Origin of the sequence: Sphingomonas gilva (assembly GCF_003515075.1) — a bacterium.
Taxonomy (GTDB): domain Bacteria; phylum Pseudomonadota; class Alphaproteobacteria; order Sphingomonadales; family Sphingomonadaceae; genus Sphingomonas; species Sphingomonas gilva.
Map to the genome: position 1 here is coordinate 767,805 of NZ_QWLV01000002.1, position 17,349 is coordinate 785,153.

The 17,349-nt window shown below is 68.2% G+C and carries 21 protein-coding genes; 11 read left to right on the forward strand and 10 right to left on the reverse strand.

What is annotated here, in order from left to right; genetic code table 11:
• Positions 1-73: 73 nt before the first annotated feature.
• Together D1610_RS08200 and D1610_RS08210 are read left to right on the forward strand one after the other, a co-directional pair.
• Positions 74-1,162 (forward strand): glycosyltransferase, encoded by a 1,089-nt coding sequence (locus D1610_RS08200; protein WP_245942043.1) that lies wholly within the window; start codon positions 74-76, stop codon positions 1,160-1,162.
• A gap of 203 nt (positions 1,163-1,365) precedes the next feature.
• The gene (locus D1610_RS08210; protein WP_118863613.1) at positions 1,366-1,647 is read left to right on the forward strand and encodes a type II toxin-antitoxin system RelE/ParE family toxin; all 282 of its coding nucleotides are present in this window, start codon (positions 1,366-1,368) and stop codon (positions 1,645-1,647) included.
• On the opposite strand, the gene maiA is transcribed toward D1610_RS08210, so the two are convergent.
• The 6 genes from maiA to pyrE all read right to left on the reverse strand — a co-directional run bounded on the left by maiA (position 1,644) and on the right by pyrE (position 6,089).
• Entirely contained in the window at positions 1,644-2,276 is a 633-nt protein-coding gene (gene maiA, locus D1610_RS08215) for a maleylacetoacetate isomerase (protein ID WP_118863614.1), read from the reverse strand. The two genes, D1610_RS08210 and maiA, sit on opposite strands and share 4 nt — an antisense overlap.
• Positions 2,273-3,373, reverse strand: a complete 1,101-nt coding sequence (locus D1610_RS08220) for an AI-2E family transporter (protein WP_118863615.1) — start codon at positions 3,371-3,373, stop codon at positions 2,273-2,275. The genes maiA and D1610_RS08220 overlap by 4 nt, the downstream gene beginning before the upstream one ends.
• Entirely contained in the window at positions 3,370-4,218 is an 849-nt protein-coding gene (lepB, locus tag D1610_RS08225) for a signal peptidase I (protein ID WP_118863616.1), read from the reverse strand. Before lepB ends, D1610_RS08220 begins: the two co-directional genes overlap by 4 nt.
• On the reverse strand, positions 4,215-4,631 hold the full coding sequence (gene acpS, locus D1610_RS08230) for a holo-ACP synthase (RefSeq protein ID WP_118863617.1): 417 nt from the start codon (positions 4,629-4,631) through the stop codon (positions 4,215-4,217). The genes lepB and acpS overlap by 4 nt, the downstream gene beginning before the upstream one ends.
• A gap of 148 nt (positions 4,632-4,779) precedes the next feature.
• On the reverse strand, positions 4,780-5,508 hold the full coding sequence (locus tag D1610_RS08235) for a pyridoxine 5'-phosphate synthase (protein WP_118863618.1): 729 nt from the start codon (positions 5,506-5,508) through the stop codon (positions 4,780-4,782).
• Positions 5,505-6,089 (reverse strand): orotate phosphoribosyltransferase, encoded by a 585-nt coding sequence (pyrE, locus tag D1610_RS08240; protein WP_118863619.1) that lies wholly within the window; start codon positions 6,087-6,089, stop codon positions 5,505-5,507. The genes D1610_RS08235 and pyrE overlap by 4 nt, the downstream gene beginning before the upstream one ends.
• A gap of 185 nt (positions 6,090-6,274) precedes the next feature.
• Between pyrE and coxB the strand changes: the two genes are divergently transcribed.
• A complete protein-coding gene (gene coxB / locus D1610_RS08245) occupies positions 6,275-7,396 on the forward strand; it encodes a cytochrome c oxidase subunit II (RefSeq protein WP_118863620.1) in 1,122 nt (373 codons plus the stop codon).
• A 6-nt stretch (positions 7,397-7,402) separates the two neighbouring features.
• The gene (ctaD, locus tag D1610_RS08250) at positions 7,403-9,064 is read left to right on the forward strand and encodes a cytochrome c oxidase subunit I (protein WP_118863621.1); all 1,662 of its coding nucleotides are present in this window, start codon (positions 7,403-7,405) and stop codon (positions 9,062-9,064) included.
• Between the two features lie 65 nt (positions 9,065-9,129).
• Here the strand turns inward: ctaD and D1610_RS08255 are convergent, their stop codons facing one another.
• Positions 9,130-9,918 carry a class I SAM-dependent methyltransferase gene (locus tag D1610_RS08255; RefSeq protein ID WP_118863622.1) on the reverse strand — a complete coding sequence of 263 codons (789 nt, stop codon included), beginning with the start codon at positions 9,916-9,918 and terminating at the stop codon, positions 9,130-9,132.
• Between the two features lie 88 nt (positions 9,919-10,006).
• Between D1610_RS08255 and D1610_RS08260 the strand changes: the two genes are divergently transcribed.
• The 7 genes from D1610_RS08260 to D1610_RS08285 all read left to right on the forward strand — a co-directional run bounded on the left by D1610_RS08260 (position 10,007) and on the right by D1610_RS08285 (position 15,607).
• Positions 10,007-10,906, forward strand: coding sequence for a heme o synthase (locus D1610_RS08260; RefSeq protein WP_118863623.1), 900 nt, complete (start codon positions 10,007-10,009; stop codon positions 10,904-10,906).
• Positions 10,903-11,052, forward strand: a complete 150-nt coding sequence (locus tag D1610_RS17045; RefSeq protein ID WP_182466747.1) for a hypothetical protein — start codon at positions 10,903-10,905, stop codon at positions 11,050-11,052. Before D1610_RS08260 ends, D1610_RS17045 begins: the two co-directional genes overlap by 4 nt.
• Positions 11,049-11,582 (forward strand): cytochrome c oxidase assembly protein, encoded by a 534-nt coding sequence (locus D1610_RS08265; protein WP_118863624.1) that lies wholly within the window; start codon positions 11,049-11,051, stop codon positions 11,580-11,582. Before D1610_RS17045 ends, D1610_RS08265 begins: the two co-directional genes overlap by 4 nt.
• Before the next feature lie 40 nt (positions 11,583-11,622).
• Positions 11,623-12,480 (forward strand): cytochrome c oxidase subunit 3, encoded by an 858-nt coding sequence (locus D1610_RS08270; protein ID WP_118863625.1) that lies wholly within the window; start codon positions 11,623-11,625, stop codon positions 12,478-12,480.
• Between the two features lie 101 nt (positions 12,481-12,581).
• Positions 12,582-13,199, forward strand: coding sequence for an SURF1 family protein (locus D1610_RS08275; RefSeq protein WP_118863626.1), 618 nt, complete (start codon positions 12,582-12,584; stop codon positions 13,197-13,199).
• Between the two features lie 11 nt (positions 13,200-13,210).
• Positions 13,211-14,608, forward strand: a complete 1,398-nt coding sequence (gene thrC / locus D1610_RS08280) for a threonine synthase (protein ID WP_118863627.1) — start codon at positions 13,211-13,213, stop codon at positions 14,606-14,608.
• A gap of 126 nt (positions 14,609-14,734) precedes the next feature.
• Entirely contained in the window at positions 14,735-15,607 is an 873-nt protein-coding gene (locus D1610_RS08285; RefSeq protein WP_118863628.1) for a class I SAM-dependent methyltransferase, read from the forward strand.
• A 136-nt stretch (positions 15,608-15,743) separates the two neighbouring features.
• Here the strand turns inward: D1610_RS08285 and D1610_RS08290 are convergent, their stop codons facing one another.
• Genes D1610_RS08290 through D1610_RS08300 form a run of 3 tightly spaced genes read right to left on the reverse strand, consistent with a single transcriptional unit; the run spans position 15,744 to position 17,343 of the window.
• Positions 15,744-16,373, reverse strand: a complete 630-nt coding sequence (locus tag D1610_RS08290; protein ID WP_118863778.1) for a heme exporter protein CcmB — start codon at positions 16,371-16,373, stop codon at positions 15,744-15,746.
• Positions 16,373-16,942, reverse strand: a complete 570-nt coding sequence (gene ccmA, locus D1610_RS08295) for a heme ABC exporter ATP-binding protein CcmA (RefSeq protein WP_182466764.1) — start codon at positions 16,940-16,942, stop codon at positions 16,373-16,375. The genes D1610_RS08290 and ccmA overlap by 1 nt, the downstream gene beginning before the upstream one ends.
• Complete coding sequence (locus tag D1610_RS08300; RefSeq protein WP_118863630.1) at positions 16,939-17,343, reverse strand: metallopeptidase family protein; 405 nt, start codon at positions 17,341-17,343, stop codon at positions 16,939-16,941. The genes ccmA and D1610_RS08300 overlap by 4 nt, the downstream gene beginning before the upstream one ends.
• Positions 17,344-17,349 lie beyond the last annotated feature (6 nt).

Below are 17,349 nucleotides of genomic sequence, written 5' to 3' on the forward strand. Positions count from 1 at the left end.
TTTGGCAGGGCGGCGGCGCATAGATGGGGCAGTGTCCCTTCAGTTGCAAATATGGTGGTTTTCGGGTGCGGATATGGCCACATCCGCGCGCATGACCATCGCCGCGACGATTCTGACCTATGCCGAAAGCCTTGCGGGCGGCGGCGTCGAGCGCGCGCAGCTGGAGCTCGCCCGCCAGTGGATCGACGCCGGACGGCGCGTGGTGCTGGTCATCGGCTCGGCCGAGGGCCCGCTCGGGCGCGAGATTCCGGCCGGGATGGAACTGATCGAGCTGGGCTCGGACCGCTATCCCGCACTGCTCGCGCTGCCGCGACACGTGCGCAAGGTCGCGCCGGATGTGATCTTCTGCCCCGGCAACTATTATACCGGCGTCGCCGCCGTGACGCGCCTGCGGTTGGGGCGAGCCTGCCCCCCCGTCGTCGCCAAGGTCTCCAACGCCTTCGCCCGCGCCGACCAGGGGCCGCTCGCCGCCTGGGGCTATCGCTGGTGGCTGCGCCGCCACCCCGCCTTCATCGACCGCTTCGTCGCGATGGGGGCGGCAATGCGCGAAGAGGCGATCCGCGTCGCCCGGCTCGACCCGGCAGTGGTGGACGTCGTCGCCGATCCCCTTCCCCAGGCGCCGCCATCGGGTTCCGCCCCGCCGCTTCCCGGCGCGCCGTTCGTCCTCGGTGTCGGCCGGCTCAATCCGCAGAAACGCTGGGACCGGCTGATCGAGAGCGTCTCGCGCCTGCCCGACCTCCACCTCGTCATCCTCGGCGACGGTCCCGAACGGCTGCGGCTGGAAGCGCTGGCGACGCGCCTCGGCGTCACCGCGCGTGTCCATCTGCCCGGCCATTCGGGCGATCCGCTCGCGGCGATGCGCGCCGCGCGCGTGGTCGCACTGACATCCGATTTCGAGGGCATTCCCGCGGTCCTGCGCGAGGCGCTGTCGGTCGGCACGCCCGTCGTCACCACCGATTCGGCCGTCTCGATCCGCGACGTCGTCGGCCCGCACCAGGGCAGCATCGTGCCGATCGGCGACGCCGCCGCGCTCGACGCCGCGCTTACCAGATGGTCCGCACCCGGAACCGCTCGCCCTCAACCGTTTCGCGACGGCGACGATGCGGGCGTGCGCTATCTCACGATCTTCGATAGCGTGGTTGAGGGCGGGCGTCTTGCCTAGACCGCCGCGGATGTTAGGCTGGCGGCCATGAAGCCGGACCGGCCCCTGTTCGATGCGAGCGATGCTGCTGCGGAAGCTGAAGCCGATGCTCGTGCCGAAGCCGATCTACGCGCAAATCGCGTCATCGAGCATGGCGCCGTAAAGCGCTGGATCGCGTCCTGGGGAACTGAGACACCCTTGCCTAGGCCGCGCCCCGGCGGCTGATGCGGCGGATCATCTGGACCGACGAAGCGGTAGGCAATCTCGAGGCGATCGTCACTTACGTGTCGGCCTTCAATCCTGCCGCGGCGCGCCGGCTTGCCGATAAGCTGGTGAAGCTGGCCGACAGCCTGGCCGAGTTCTCCGAACGTGGGCGCGATGCAGGAGGCGGCTTGCGTGAAATGACGATCGTCTGGCCGTACATCCTTCGTTACCGCGTCACGTCGGACACCGTGTTCATCCTCCGCATTCGGCATGGCGCGCGTGAAGAAGAGGAGAATCGCTAACCACCCTTGACCGCGTCGGGATGCGCCGCCGCGAAGGCGGGGAGGGCGGCGGCCGCGGCATCCAGCCGCACCAAAGTCGGAAACGCCTCCAGCGGCAGTTCCAGCCGCCGCGCATTGTACATCTGCGGCACCAGGCAAATGTCCGCCAGGTTGGGCGCATCGCCGCCCAGATATGTTCCGGCGCCCGCCGCCATCGCCTCCAGCGCGACGAACCCCTCGCGCATCCAGTGGCGGTACCAGTCGTCGATCGCCGCCTGCTCCTGGCCCAACTCGTTCTTCAGATAGCGCAGGACACGCAGATTGTTGATCGGGTGGATGTCCGCCGCGATCAGCAGCGCCTGGGCGAGCACCGCGGCGCGCGCCGCCGGATCGCGCGGCGCCAGCGGCGGTTCGGGCCGCGTCGCGTCGAGATAGTCGATGATCGCCAGGCTCTGCGTCAGCACATGCCCGTCGATCTCCAGCGTGGGCACGAACCCTTGCGGGTTGCGCGCGAGATGCGCGGGCGCTCGCTGTTCGTTGTCGATCAGCGAAACATCGCGCCGTTCATACGCCACATCCTTCAGACTGAGCGCGATCCGCACGCGGTAGCTGGCGGAGGACCGCCAATAATCGTGCAGCACCACGCTCACGGCGCCGCGCCTTGGGCGGGGAAGGATGCGTCATCGCCGTCGCCCTCCCGCTCCTCCTCGCGCTCGGAACCGCGCTCCAGCGCGACCTTGATCATCGCCACCAGCGGATCGGCCAGCGCCAGTCCGAGGATGCCGAGCAGCGTCGACATGAGAATCTGCGAGCCCAGCGTCAGCGCGGGCGGCATGTCGACGGTCTTCTTGGCGACCATCGGGATCAGGACATAGCCGTCGAAAGTCTGGACGACGAGATAGGTGGCGATGGCCCACAGGCCGGTGTCCACCCCGGCGCTGAACCCAACCGCCACCATCAAGAGGCCGCTGATGAAGGCGCCGATATTGGGGATGAAGGCGAGCAGCCCGGTCAATATGCCCAGGATCAGCGCCATCGGCACCCCGCCGATCAGCAGCGCGATCCAGGTCAGCACGCCTTCGACGAACATGCCCAGCAACCGGCCCGCAAGCAGCCGGCGCATCGTCTTGCCCATGCGCTCGATGGTGATGGCGAACTCGGCGCGCTGCGCGCTCGGCACCATCCACTGCAGCCCGCGCTCGTAGAGCCTGGGCTCCATCGCGACGAACAGGCCGATCACCATGATCATGAACAGGCTGGTGAGCGCGCCGAACACCGATCCCACCGCGGATGTCAGCCGCCCGACCGAGCCCAGCGCCTGCCGCGCGAGGCTGGTGATGTCCGCCGATCCCGGCATCAGACCCATCGACGATATCCAGTCGGTCACGCGGTTCGCCTGGAACACCAGGGTTTCCTGCAGCTGGCCGAACTGCTGGGCGATCTGCACCCCGGTCATCACGAACACGCCGACGATGAACACGAGCGTCAGCAGCATGACGATCAACAGCCGCCATCCGCGCGGGATCGGCAGCACCCGGCCGAGCAGCCGGACGCCTCCGTCGAGCATCGCGGCGAACACCAGCCCGCCGAAGATCAGCAGCAGCGGCTGGATCAGGAGCACCACCAGCGCCACCGCGATGGCCAGGCCGAACCACACGCTCGCGCGTTTCAACTCCATCCGCACCAGCGGATCGCGCAGCTCGTTGGGCGCGGCTTCCTGGACCAGTCCGGTGGGTGTGTCGTTCATGGCGCCTCGTCAGGATGGAGGGAGGTGCCGGCCCGGTCCCCGCGGAAGGCGCTGAACCAAGTCAGCGGATTGAGCGTGGTCGTGCCGTCAAGGCTGAAGGTGATGAACTCGGCGCGCCCGCCGATATTCTCCCACGGCACCGGCCCGCCCAGACCGCCTTCCATCAGCGAGGCGCGGCTGTCGGCGCTGCGATCGCGATTGTCGCCCATCATGAAGACATGACCCTCGGGAATGGTCACCGCCGGATAATCGTCGGCGCTCGAATAGCCCAGGTCGATCGTGTCGTAGCTGCGGCCGTTCGGCATCGTCTCCCGCACGATCGGCAGGCGGCACGCCGGGCGGCCGTCGGGGAACGTGGTCCGCGCGCCGGGATATTGCAGCGGATCGCACTGAAAGTTCGGATCGATCGGAAACAGCCGCTCGACCGGCGCGGCGCGCCTGATCGGCACGCCGTTGATGAGGACGGTGCCGCCGCGCACCTCCAGCCGCTCGCCCGGCAGCCCGACGACGCGCTTGATATAATCGGTGCGGCTGCCCGGCGGCGTCACGATCACCACGTCGCCGCGCTCGGGCAGGCTGCCGAACAACCGTCCCTTGACGAAGGGCATCAGGTGAAAGGTCGGCGAGACGTAGGAATAGCCGTAGGGATATTTGGTCACCACCAGCCGGTCGCCGATCAAGAGGCCCGGCAGCATCGATTCGCTGGGGATGTAGAAGGGCTTGGCGATGAAGCTGTGAAAGCCCAGCACCGCCAGGATGAGCCAGAAGATGCTTTTCGCCTCGGCGGCCCAGTCGGTCTTCTTCTTGGCGGGCTTGGCCGTGGTCGCGGCCGCGTTCTCGGTCATTCGCACAATTGCTCCAGCGGGACCGCTTCGATGATCACGAAGGCCTGCGCCCAGGGATGATCGTCGGTCATGGTAAGATGCACCCGGGCGGCGTGGCCCGCCGGCACCATCGCGTCAAGCCTCGCCTTGGCTCCGCCGGTGAGCGCAAGCGTGGGGGCGCCGCTCGGCAGGTTGACCACGCCGATGTCCTTCATGAACACGCCACGCTTGAATCCGGTGCCCACCGCCTTCGAAAACGCCTCCTTGGCGGCGAAGCGCTTGGCGTAGGTGCCCGCGCGGGTGAACGGCCGCCGCGCGGCCTTGGCGCGCTCGACCTCGGTGAACACGCGGGCCTCGAACCGGGCGCCGAACCGGTCGAGCGACGCCTGGATCCGCTCGATGCTGCACAGGTCCGAACCGAGGCCGATGATCATTATACCTCCCCGGAACGGGGAGGGGGACCGCCGCTCGAAGAGCGGGGGTGGAGGGGGCCCTCCACCCGCGTAGCGCTCGTGGCGCTCCCCCTCCACCAGCCTGCGGCTGGTCCCCCTCCCCGTTCCGGGGAGGTATGAAGGCAGCCACTCACCGCGCCTCCTCCATCAGCGCGCGCATCCGGCGCACGCTTTCGGCCAAGCCGACGAACATCGCCTCGCCCACCAGGAAATGCCCGATATTGAGCTCCGCCAGCTGCGGGATCGCCGCGATCGGCTGAACATTGTCGTAGGTCAGGCCATGCCCGGCATGAACCTCGATCCCATTCTTCGCCGCCAGCGCCGCGGCGTCCGCGATGCGGCGCAGCTCCTCCGTCTGCGCTTCGCCGGCCAGCTCGGCGTAGCGCCCGGTGTGCAGCTCGACCACCGGCGCGCCCAGGCGAATCGCCGCCTCGATCTGGCGCGGATCGGGCTCGATGAACAAAGACACGCGAATGCTCGCCCCGCGCAATTCGCTCACCAGCGGGGCGAGGTGATTGTGCCCGCCCGCCGCGTCGAGCCCGCCCTCGGTGGTCCGTTCTTCGCGCTTCTCGGGCACGATGCAGGCCGCGTGCGGCCGGTGCCTGAGCGCGATCGCCAGCATCTCCTCGGTCGCCGCCATCTCCAGGTTGAGCGGGATGGTCAGCGCCTCGGACAGTCGGGCGATGTCGTCGTCGGTGATGTGTCGCCGGTCCTCGCGCAGATGCGCGGTGATGCCGTCCGCCCCCGCCTCCGCCGCCAGCAGGCCGGCGCGCACCGGATCGGGATAGCCCGCGCCGCGCGCGTTCCTGACCGTCGCGACATGGTCGATATTGACCCCCAGGCGCAGATGCCCGCTCAAGCCGCGGCTCGGCTTCCCGGCTTCACCGCCGGGATCGCAGCCAGCTCGGGCGGCAGCGAATCGGGCTCGAATGTCGGCACCTCCAGCCGGATCAGCGGGAAGAAGGGCACGCCGAGATCGGCCGCGCCGCCCGAACGGTCGACCAGCGCCGCGGCGGCGACCACCTCGCCGCTCGCACGCTCGATCGCGGCGATCGCCTCGCGGCTGGAAAGCCCGGTGGTGACCACATCCTCCATCATCAGCACGCGCGCGCCGCGTGCCAGGCGGAAGCCGCGCCGCAGCTCGAACACGCCCTCGGGCCGCTCGAGGAACATCGCGTCGACCCCAAGCGCACGGCCCATCTCGTGCCCGACGATGACGCCGCCCATCGCCGGCGAAACCACCGCATCGATCTGCACCTTCAGCTGATCGGGAATGGTAAGCGCCAGCGCCTCGAGCAGGCGCGCCGCCCGCTTCGGGTTCATCACCACCCGCGCGCATTGCAGGTAGCGTGGGCTGCGCAGACCGGAAGACAGGATGAAATGCCCCTCCAGCAGCGCCTCCGCCGCCCGGAACTCCGCCAGAATCTCTTCGTCCGTCATGCGCTCCGCGGTCCCGATATCGTTGCCCGGCGTTGAATAGGGTCGCGGCCCGCGCCACGCAACGGCTTCACAAAAGCGGCCGGGCGTGCTTGAGGCACGCCGATACCGCGCGTATAGGCCCGGCACGAATGCCGCGCGCCATCCCGACATCCGCGGCAGAAGTCTTGAGGGAAGCGACAGGAAGAATGCGCAAGACCGGGTTGAAGTCATTGCTGCTGGCCGCGGGGCTCGCGCTCGCGTCCACCAGCGGAAACGCGCAGGAAGCAGCGCCTGCCGACACCGCCGCCTCCGCCGCGACGGCGGCGGCGCCCGATGCGGCCGCGGCCAATGCGACCGCGCCGGCGGCAGCCGCGACTCCGGCGGCGCCCGCCCTGGTCCAGCCCGATCCCGAATGGGGCCAGCCGATTCCGAAGGGAATCGCGCTTCCCGAGCAGGTTTCGCCCAACGGCAAGACGGCGCTCTGGTTTCACGATGCGATCCTGATGCCGATTATCGTCGTCATCTCGCTGTTCGTGCTCGCGCTGCTCGTCTGGGTGGTGGTCCGCTATCGCCGCTCGGCGCATCCTGTGCCGTCGAAGACCACGCACAACACCTTCATCGAAGTCGTGTGGACGGTCATCCCGGTGCTGATCCTGGTGATCATCGCGGTGCCGTCGATCGGTCTCCTGTCCGCGCAGTACAAGCCGGCCCCGGCCGATGCGCTGACGATCAAGGCGATCGGCAATCAGTGGTACTGGACCTATCAATACCCCGACAATGGCGAGTTCGAGATCACCGCCAACATGCTGAAGGAGAAGGACGAGGTCCAGCCGGGCACGCGCTTCCGCACCGATCTCGACGGTCCCCGCCTGCTCGCGGTCGACAACCGCATCGTCGTCCCCGTCGGCCGGCCGATCCGCCTCATCACCACCTCGAACGACGTGATCCACAGCTGGGCGCTGCCCGCCGCCTGGGTCAAGATGGATGCGGTCCCCGGCCGCCTCAACGAGGTCACCTTCCAGATCGACCGCCCCGGCGTCTATTTCGGCCAGTGCAGCGAGCTTTGCGGCGCCCGCCACGCCTATATGCCGATCGCGGTCGAGGCGGTCAGCGACGCGCAGTTCAACCAATGGGTGCTGTCGAAGGGCGGCACGCTGGGCGGCCCCGAGCCGTCAGCGCCCGCGCCGACCGAGCCCGATGCCGCCAACACGCTGAACGCTTCGGCCGAGGCGACGCCGGCCCCGGCCGACAATGTCGCCGCCCCCGCCGCCAACACGACCAGTCAGGCCGCGACCGCCAATCCGGCGGGCGCAGGCAATGTGGAATAACCGATCATGACCGACACCGCAGTTCCCACGGCTCACGCCTTCGATGCAGGCCATGCCGCCCATCATCATGACGCGGACCACAAGCCCGGCTTCTTCGCGCGTTGGTTCATGTCGACCAACCACAAGGATATCGGCACGCTCTATCTGATCTTCGCGATCGTCGCGGGGATCATCGGCGGCGTCATCTCGGGCATGATGCGCATGGAGCTCGCCGCGCCCGGCATCCAGTATCTGGAGGCCTGGTCGGGCGAGAGCGGCGATGCCGCGCTCCACTTCTGGAACGTGCTGATCACCGCGCACGGCCTGATCATGGTGTTCTTCATGGTCATGCCGGCGATGATCGGCGGCTTCGGCAACTGGTTCGTGCCCATCATGATCGGCGCGCCGGACATGGCGTTCCCGCGGATGAACAACATCTCGTTCTGGCTGCTGGTCCCCGCCTTCGCGCTGCTGCTCGGTTCCACCTTCGTCGGCGGCGCCGGCACCGGCTGGACGGTCTACGCGCCGCTTTCGACCTATGGCGAGCCCGGCCCGGCGGTCGACATGGCGATCCTCTCGCTCCATCTCGCCGGCGCGTCGTCGATCCTGGGCGCGATCAACTTCATCACCACCATCTTCAACATGCGCGCGCCGGGGATGACCATCCACAAGATGCCGCTGTTCGTCTGGTCGGTGCTGGTCACCGCCTTCCTGCTGCTGCTCGCGCTGCCGGTGCTCGCCGCGGCGATCACGATGCTGCTGACCGACCGCAATTTCGGCACGACCTTCTACGATCCGGCGGGCGGCGGCGATCCGGTGCTCTACCAGCACCTGTTCTGGTTCTTCGGCCATCCCGAAGTGTACATCATGATCCTGCCGGGCTTCGGCATCGTCAGCCAGATCATCGCGACCTTCAGCCGGAAGCCGGTGTTCGGCTATCTCGGCATGGCCTACGCCATGGTCGCGATCGGCGTGGTCGGCTTCGTCGTGTGGGCGCACCACATGTTCACCACCGGCATGAGCGTGAACACGAAGATGTACTTCACCGCCGCGACGATGGTGATCGCGGTGCCCACGGGCATCAAGATCTTCTCGTGGATCGCGACGATGTGGGGCGGCAGCCTCACCTTCAAGGTGCCGATGCTGTGGGCGATCGGCTTCATCTTCATGTTCACCGTGGGCGGCGTCACCGGCGTCGTGCTGGCGAACGGCGGCGTCGACGATATCATGCACGACAGCTATTACGTCGTGGCGCACTTCCACTATGTGCTCAGCCTCGGCGCGGTGTTCTCGCTGTTCGCCGGCTTCTACTACTGGTTCTCCAAGATGTGGGGACGGAACTATAACGAGTTCCTGGGCCAGGTGCATTTCTGGCTGTTCTTCATCGGCGTGAACGTGCTGTTCTTCCCGATGCACTTCCTCGGCCTGGATTCGATGCCGCGCCGCATCCCCGACTATACCGACGCGCACACCTATTATAACCACATCGCGACGATGGGGTACGGGATCATGGCGATCTCGATGCTGGTGTTCTTCGTCAACGTCTTCTGGTCGCTGTTCGCCGGCCGCAAGGCGGAAGCCAATCCGTGGGGCGAAGGCGCGACGACGCTCGAATGGACGCTGTCCAGCCCGCCGCCGTTCCACCAGTTCGAAACGCTGCCGGTGATCGACGATCGCGGGCATCACTGATCGCAGATCGGCTCGAACGACGAAGCGCCCCGGAGAGAACCTCCGGGGCGTTTTCGTTCGGGCTCCTATCGACGCCGCGCGATCCAGCCCTCTTCGCCATCCGCCGCCGGATCGGGCGTGATCGTCGTCTCGCTCACGACGCCGCGATACCGCTTCCCGCCGGCCGTGAAGGCGAATCGTGCGCCGCGCAGCGACGGGCCGCCGATCGCCACGCCATCCAGCGTGCCGGTCGCCCGCTGGAAGCGCTGGTCGATGCGCAATAGGTGCTCGCCGCCATCGGCCAGCGTCATCCGCCATTCGCCGCCGACAATGGCGGGCACGATCCACAGATAGACGTTGCGCTCCTCGACCTGACGATGCGCGTCCGGCATCCAGTCCCCCATGTCAAAGGCGTGGCTCACCACCCGCGATCCCGGCGCGAGCTCGGTAAGCAATCTCGGGCGCACGCGCAGATTGACGTCGGGCAGCAGATAGAGCGTGACCACGCTCGCCTCGCTGATCGGCGCTTCGAACAGGTTCTGCTCGCGAAAGATCACGCGCTCCGCGACCCCGGCGTCGCGGGCATTGCGCCGCGCGCGGACGATCAGATCGGGATCGATCTCGATCCCCAACGCCCGCGCGCCGCGTCGTCCGGCGGCGATGGCAATGCGCCCGTCGCCCGATCCCAGATCCACCAGCGAATCGTCCGGGCCGACCTGCGCCAGATCGAGCATCGCCTCGACCGCCGGCATCGGCGTCGGCAGGAACGGCACGTCCTGATCGTGATTCGCCTGGGCGGAGGCCGGTCCTGCTGCGACCGGAATGGCCCCGGCCGCAAGCAGGGCGATGGCGATCAGGGCGGACGCTCGGCGCATGGCGACATGCCTAGCAGCGCGTCCGCGGGATGCCAGCCGCCAGCCCTTTTCCCCAAGCATCTTCCGTCCTATAGGCCCGCTGACTGTCATGACCCCCGCCGCCCAACTTCCCCTCCCCGCCGATTGGCGGGACTTCCTCGCGCTCACCAAGCCGCGGGTGATGAGCCTGGTGGTGTTCACCGGGCTGTGCGGCATGCTCGCGGCGCCCAGGGCGATCAACCCGGTGCTCGGCTTCGTCGCGATCCTGTGCATCGCCGTGGGCGCGGGCGCCGCGGGCGCGCTCAACCAATGGTATGAGGCCGATCTCGACGCGAAGATGCGGCGCACCTCGGGCCGGCCGCTCCCGGCCGGACGGATGGAGCGCCAGTCGGCGCTGCATTTCGGTGTCGGTCTCGCGGTCTTCTCGGTGCTGCTGATGGGCCTGGCGGTGAACTACGCCGCCGCCGCCATCCTGACCGTCTCGATCCTGTTCTACGTGCTGGTCTACACCGTCTGGCTCAAGCGGCGGACGCCGCAGAACATCGTCATCGGCGGGGCGGCGGGCGCGTTCCCGCCGCTGATCGGCTGGGCCGCGGCGACGGGCGATGTCGCGCTGCTGCCGGTCCTCTTGTTCGCGCTGATCTTCCTGTGGACGCCGCCGCATTTTTGGGCGCTCGCGCTGTTCGTGAAGACGGACTACGCCAATGCCGGCGTGCCGATGCTGCCGGTGGTCGCGGGTGAGCGCACCACGCGCCATCAGATCGGCCTCTACACCATTCCGATGGTCGCCTGCGCGGTCGCGCCGTGGCCGCTCGGCCTGACCGGCGCGATCTACGGGATCGTGGCGGTGGGGGCGAGCGCGGCATTCGCGCTGTTCGCGCTCCAGGTCAGCACCCGGTCGACACGCGGCGAGGACGCGATGCGCCCGGAAAAGCGACTGTTCGGCTATTCGATCCTCTATCTCTTCCTTCTCTTCGGCGCGCTCGTCGCCGACAGGTGGCTGGCATGACCCCGATCGATCCCAAGGACGAGGCGAAGCTTGTCCGCAAGCGCCAGCGCGCCCGCGCGACGGTGATGGCGCTGCTGCTCGGCGGCCTCGTCATCCTCTTTTTCGCCATCACCATCGTCAAGATAAGGGCAGGAATGGGCACATGACGCGCAATCTCCGCACCGCCTTGCTGGGCGCCGCCATGGTCTGCGGCATGACCGGCGTGGGCTTCGCCAGCGTGCCGCTCTACCGGCTGTTCTGTCAGGTCACCGGCTTCAACGGCACCACCCAGATCGGCAGCGAAGCGCCGGGCGCGGTCAACCGCAAGGTGGAGATCCGCTTCGATTCGAACGTCTCGCCCGCGCTCGGCTGGACCTTCAAGCCCGAGGTTCCTTCCGAGACGATCGACATCGGCGGCCGCGACATGGCCTTCTTCACCGCGACCAACAACAATTCGGTGCCGGTCACCGGCACCGCGACGTTCAACGTCACGCCCAGCCAGGCGGGCAAATATTTCACCAAGATCCAGTGTTTCTGCTTCACCGAGCAGACGCTGCAACCCGGCGAGACGATCCGCATGCCGGTGATCTTCTACGTCGATCCCAAGATGCTCGACGATCCCGATGCGGCGGACGTCAACGCGATCACCCTGAGCTACACATTTTACCCGGTGGACCAGCCCAAATCGCCAAGCTAGAGCGACTGACTGAAACGCCCGACAAACACAGGGAAAGCCCATGGCCGGCGCCAAGAACCACGATTATCACATTCTTCCCCCCAGCCCCTGGCCGCTGATCGGCTCGTTCGCCGCGCTCGTCATGGCGGCGGGGGCGATCATGTGGATGCACGAGGCTGCCGGCGGCGGCTGGGTGTTCCTCGCCGGCACCGCGGGCGTGCTGTTCACCATGTTCAGCTGGTGGACCGACGTGATCCGCGAGGCGAATGGCGGCGATCATACGCCGGTCGTGCAGCTTCACCTGCGCTACGGCATGATCCTGTTCATCGCTTCGGAGGTGATGTTCTTCGTCGGCTGGTTCTGGGCCTTCTTCGATTTCGCGCTGTTCCCCGTGCCGATGCAGGTGACCGATGGCGCAGTCGAGATATTGACCGGCGCGGCGGCGGCTGCGCCCAGCTTCCCCGCTACGGGCATCGAAGTCATCCCGGCGTTCGAGCTTCCGTTGCTCAATACGCTGATCCTGCTGCTTTCGGGCACCACCATCACCTGGGCGCATCACGCGTTGATCCACGGCGATCGCGACGGGCTGAAGAAGGGGCTGTGGCTGACGATCATCCTTGGCCTGATCTTCTCGTCGATCCAGGCCTATGAATATGCGCACGCGCCGTTCGGCTTCGGCGGGACCAACTACAGCTCGGCCTTCTTCATGGCGACCGGCTTTCACGGATTCCACGTGCTGATCGGCACCGTCTTCCTGATCGTCTGCCTGATCCGCAGCTACAAGGGCGACTTCACCCCGCGCCAGCATTTCGGCTTCGAGGCGGCCGCCTGGTACTGGCACTTCGTGGACGTGGTCTGGCTGTTCCTGTTCGTCTCCATCTATGTCTGGGGCGGCTGGGGCGCGCCGGTCCACGGCTAAGGCCATTCGATGATCCTTCTCTCCGTTCGTGTCGAGCGAAGTCGAGACACGCTGTTCGGGAACAGGCTTCTCGACTTCGCTCGAAGCGAACGGATTCAGGGATGAAGCGCCTGCCGCTGATCCCGACGCTCATCGTCGGCCTCGCCATCGCCGCGATGATCGCCCTGGGCGTCTGGCAGTTGCAGCGCGCGGGGGAGAAGGAGGCGCTGCTCGCGCTCTACCGCGCCAATCTCGATAAGCCGACGATGACCTTCCCGCGCGGCGCGCCCATTCCCGATGCGGCGATGTTCCGCCAATCCTCGGTGATGTGCCTTGAGGTCGCCGGCTGGACGACGCATGGCGGCCGCGCGGCGGACGGCACCACCGGCTATCGCCACATCGCCCGCTGCCGCACCGGGGCCGAGGGGCCGGGCGCGCTGGTCGACATGGGCGTCGCGCGCGATCCCACGGTCAAGCCGACATGGTCGGGCGGCCAGGTCGCCGGGGTGATCACCACCGAGCCCGATTCGACCAGCCTGATCGGCAAGCTCGCCGGCCGCTCGCCGCCGCTCGCGCCGATGCTGGTGGCGACCGAACCCGCCCCCGGCCTCCAGGCGAGCGCGCCGCCCAGCCCGGAGAACGTCCCCAACAACCACCTCGCCTATGCCGGCCAATGGTTCTTCTTCGCCTTGGCTGCGGGCGTGATTTACTTTCTGGCCCTTCGCCGCCGCGCCCGCTAACGCCCGCTGCCATGCGCTACATCAGCACAAGGGGCCGCGCGCCCGCGCTCGATTTCCGTGGGGCGACTCTCGCCGGCCTCGCTTCCGACGGCGGGCTCTACCTGCCCGACGCCTGGCCGACGCTCTCGCAGGACGAGATCGCCGGGCTGGGCGGCCTCTCCTATGTCGATACCGCCGTGGCGGTGATGGCCCCCTTCGTCGGCGACGCGCTGACCCGCGAGGAGCTGCGCGACCTGTGCGAGCACGCCTATGGCCGCTTCGCGCATGACGCGGTCACGCCGCTGGTCCAGCTCGACCACCAGCATTGGCTGCTCGAGCTGTTCCACGGCCCGACGCTCGCCTTCAAGGATGTCGCGCTCCAGCTGCTCGGGCTGCTGTTCGAGAAGTTCCTCCACGGCTCAGGCGATCACCTGACGATTATCGGCGCCACTTCGGGAGACACCGGCTCGGCGGCGATCGATGCGGTGGCGGGGCGCGAGGGCATCCACATCTTCATGCTTCATCCCGCGGGACGCGTCTCCGACGTGCAGCGTCGCCAGATGACGACGGTGCGCGCACCCAACGTCCACAATATCGCCATCGAGGGCGATTTCGACCAAGCGCAGGCGCTGGTGAAGGCGATGTTCGCCGACAGTGATTTCGCCGGCCGCTTCCGTCTTTCGGCGGTCAACTCGATCAACTGGGCGCGGCTGATGGCGCAGGTGGTCTACTATTTCCACGCCGCCGTCCGCCTCGGCGCGCCGCACCGCCCGGTCGCCTTCTCGGTTCCGACGGGCAATTTCGGCGACGTGTTCGCAGGCTATGTCGCGTCGCGCATGGGCCTGCCGGTCGAACGGCTGATCGTCGCGACCAACGTCAACGACATTCTCCACCGCGCGCTTTCGGAGGGCGACTACAGCCAGGGCAGCGTGGTGCCGACCGCTACGCCGTCGATGGATATCCAGGTCTCCTCCAACTTCGAACGGCTGCTGTTCGACCTCGGCGGCCGCACCAGTTTGGCCGATCAGATGGCCGGTTTCGAAGCCACCCGCGCCATGCGGCTGACCAACAGCCAGCGCGAGGGCGCCGCGCGCCTGTTCTCCAGCGCGCGGATCGATGCGGACGGCATGGCGCGCGCAATGGCCTGGGCGTGCGAGCGCGCCGGCCAGCTGATCGATCCGCACAGCGCGATCGGGCTCGCCGCGGCGCGCGAGGCGGCGGGCATCGATCCAGCCACCCCCATCGTCACCCTCGCCACCGCGCATCCGGCCAAGTTCCCCGACGCGGTCGAGCGCGCCACCGGCCAACGCCCGCGCCTGCCGTCCCGCATCGGCAATCTGTTCGACCGCGAGGAAAGCTACGCCACACTGCCCGCGGAGATTGGCGCGATCGAAGCCTTCGTGGCGGAGCGCGCCACGCCGCGAGGATGATCGCCTCCCCTCCCTGAAAGGGAGGGGTTAGGGGTGGGTCGATGCCCCAAGCGCCGCGTCGTCGGCATCGACCCACCCCCGGCCCCTCCCTTTCCAGGGAGGGGAGCGATCGTTAGGAGCGCTGGGGTGACCCAGCTCCTTACCCTCGCCGGCGAACCCTGGGCCGATTACGGCCTCGTCGACAGCGGCAACGGCCGCAAGCTCGAACGCTACGGCCCGCACCGCTTCATCCGCCCCGAACCCCAGGCGATGTGGGCGCCCGCATCGGAGGATTGGGATGCGGACGCGGAATTCATCCCCGGATCGGACGAGGAAGGCGGCGGCCGCTGGCAGTTCCGCCGCCCCACCCCGCGCGAAGGCTGGCCGCTCGCCTGGGACGATGTCCGCTTCACCGCGCAGACCACCCCCTTCCGTCATCTCGGCTTCTTCCCCGACATGGCCCCCGTCTGGACCTGGATGCGCGAGCAGGTCGCCGGCATGCCCGCGCCGCAGATCATGAACCTGTTCGGCTATACCGGCGTCGGCAGCCTGGCGATGGCGGCCAGGCGCGCGCAGGTCGTCCATGTCGATGCATCGAAGAAATCGGTCGAAGCCGCCCGCCGCAACGCCGATCTGTCGAACATGGCGGACAAGCCGGTTCGCTGGATCGTCGACGATGCCGCCAAGTTCACCGCGCGCGAGGTGCGCCGCGGCCGCCGCTATGACGGCATCCTGCTCGATCCGCCCAAATTCGGCCGTGGGCCCGAAGGCGAGGTCTGGCGGCTCGAAGAGCATCTCGCCCCGCTGATCGCCGATTGCCGCAAGCTGCTCGACGCGGATTCGCGCTTCCTGTTCCTCACCGTCTACGCCGTCCGGATGTCCGCGCTCGCCATCCGCGAGTTGCTCGCCCAGGCTTTCGCCGATCTCGGCGGCAAGGTCGAAGCGGGCGAGCTTGGCGTGCGCGAAGAGGCGCGCGGGCTGATCCTCCCAACGGCGATCTTCGCGCGGTGGCGCAGATAATGCTGTCCTACATGCGCGGCCTTGTGCAAGACTCGCTCCGCTCGCTCTTTGCACCGTCGACCGTTCCATTCCCGTTGGCGAAAGATAATTTCCTACTGGCGTAACGGAATTTCAAAACTGCTGCGACTTATGCGACTCACGACGCCCGCCCAGCGCGAATCGCTGCGCCGGCGACGAACGGAGCACCCGCGACGAGCGCCAGGCTGGTCGCCGCCAGCAGCTTGAGCGCGCCGGGGCCGTCGCCGCTCGCAAAGATCAGCAGCGGCACCGCGATCGGCAGCATCAGCAATCCCGCGAGCGCCCCCGCGCCGCGCAGGCCGGCGATCAGCGCGGCGGTCGCGACCGCCAGCGCGGCGAGCCCCGGCGTGCCGATCAGCAGCGCCGCCTCCAGCCGCCACAGCGCCGCGCCGTCGAGCCGCAGCAGCGCCGCGGCGGGGATCGCCGCCAGCATCAGCGGCGGGCCGAACCCCAGCCAGTGCGCCGCGATCTTCGCCGCGGCGATCAGTTCGTCTGAGGCACCGCGCACCGCCAGCTGATCGAGCACGCCATTGTCGACATCCGGCGCGATCAGCCGATCGATCGGCAGCAAGGCCGCCAGCAGCGCGGCGACCCACGCCGCGCCGGGGCCAACCCGCGCCAGCGTCTCGCCGTCCGGCCCGATCGCGAACGGAAACAAGGTCGCTACCAGCAGGAAGAAGGCGACCGGCATCCACACCCCGCCGCCGCGCCATTGCCGCCTGAGATCGCGCACGATCAGCGCCGCGATCACAGCGCGATCTCCTGCGCACCGGGCAGATCGAGCGGCTGGTGCGTCGCCACCAGCGCGATCCCGCCTTCCGCCCGATGCCGCGCGATCAGCGCCTCGACCTGCCCCACCGCCGGCGCATCGAGGCCGCTCGCCGGCTCGTCGAGCAGCCAGATCGGCGCGCCGCTCGCCACCACGCGAGCGAGACCGCCGCGCCGCCGCTGCCCGGTCGAAAGGATGCGCACCGGCGCATCGGCGATCGCGGACAGCCCGACTGCCTCCAGCGCGCCCGTCACCGCATCTGGCCGCCCATCGATCCGCGCCCAGAAGCCGACCGCTTCGGCGAGCGTCGCGTCGCCGTCCAATGCGGCCTGCTCGGCCAGCAGCGCCACCGCGCCTTCGCGCTGCACGCCGCCGCTCACAGGCCTCAGCAATCCGGCGGCGATCCGCAACAGACTCGATTTGCCCGCCCCGTTCGCCCCCGTCACCCGCGCCGCGCCGCCCGGCGCAAGCGCGAAGGACAACCCCTCGAACAGCGCCCGTCCCCCGCGCACGCACGTCACGTCTCCGAACGCGAGTTCCGCGCTCACTCCGCCGCGTCTTCCAGCGCGTGCATGTCGTCGTCCGACAGGCCGAAATGGTGGCCCACCTCGTGCACCACGACATGGTTGACCAGATCGGCCAGATCGACCCCGCTCTCGCACCATTCGGCGAGCAGCGGCTGGCGGAACAGGTGGATCATGTCGGGCTGCTGCGCGCTGTGGAATGCGGACTTCTCGCCCATCGGGATGCCGGTGTAGAGCCCGGTCAGCTCCCACGGATCGTCGAGATCGACGCTCGCCAGCTGCTCGGCGTCGGCGAACTCCTCGATACGGATCACGACGTCGCCCAGCTGATCGCGGAACGCCGGCGGCAGTCGCTCGAACGCCGCCCGCGCCAGCGTCTCGAATATGTCCGCCCCCGGCGCGATCTGTTGACCTCGGCTCGTCATCGCTGC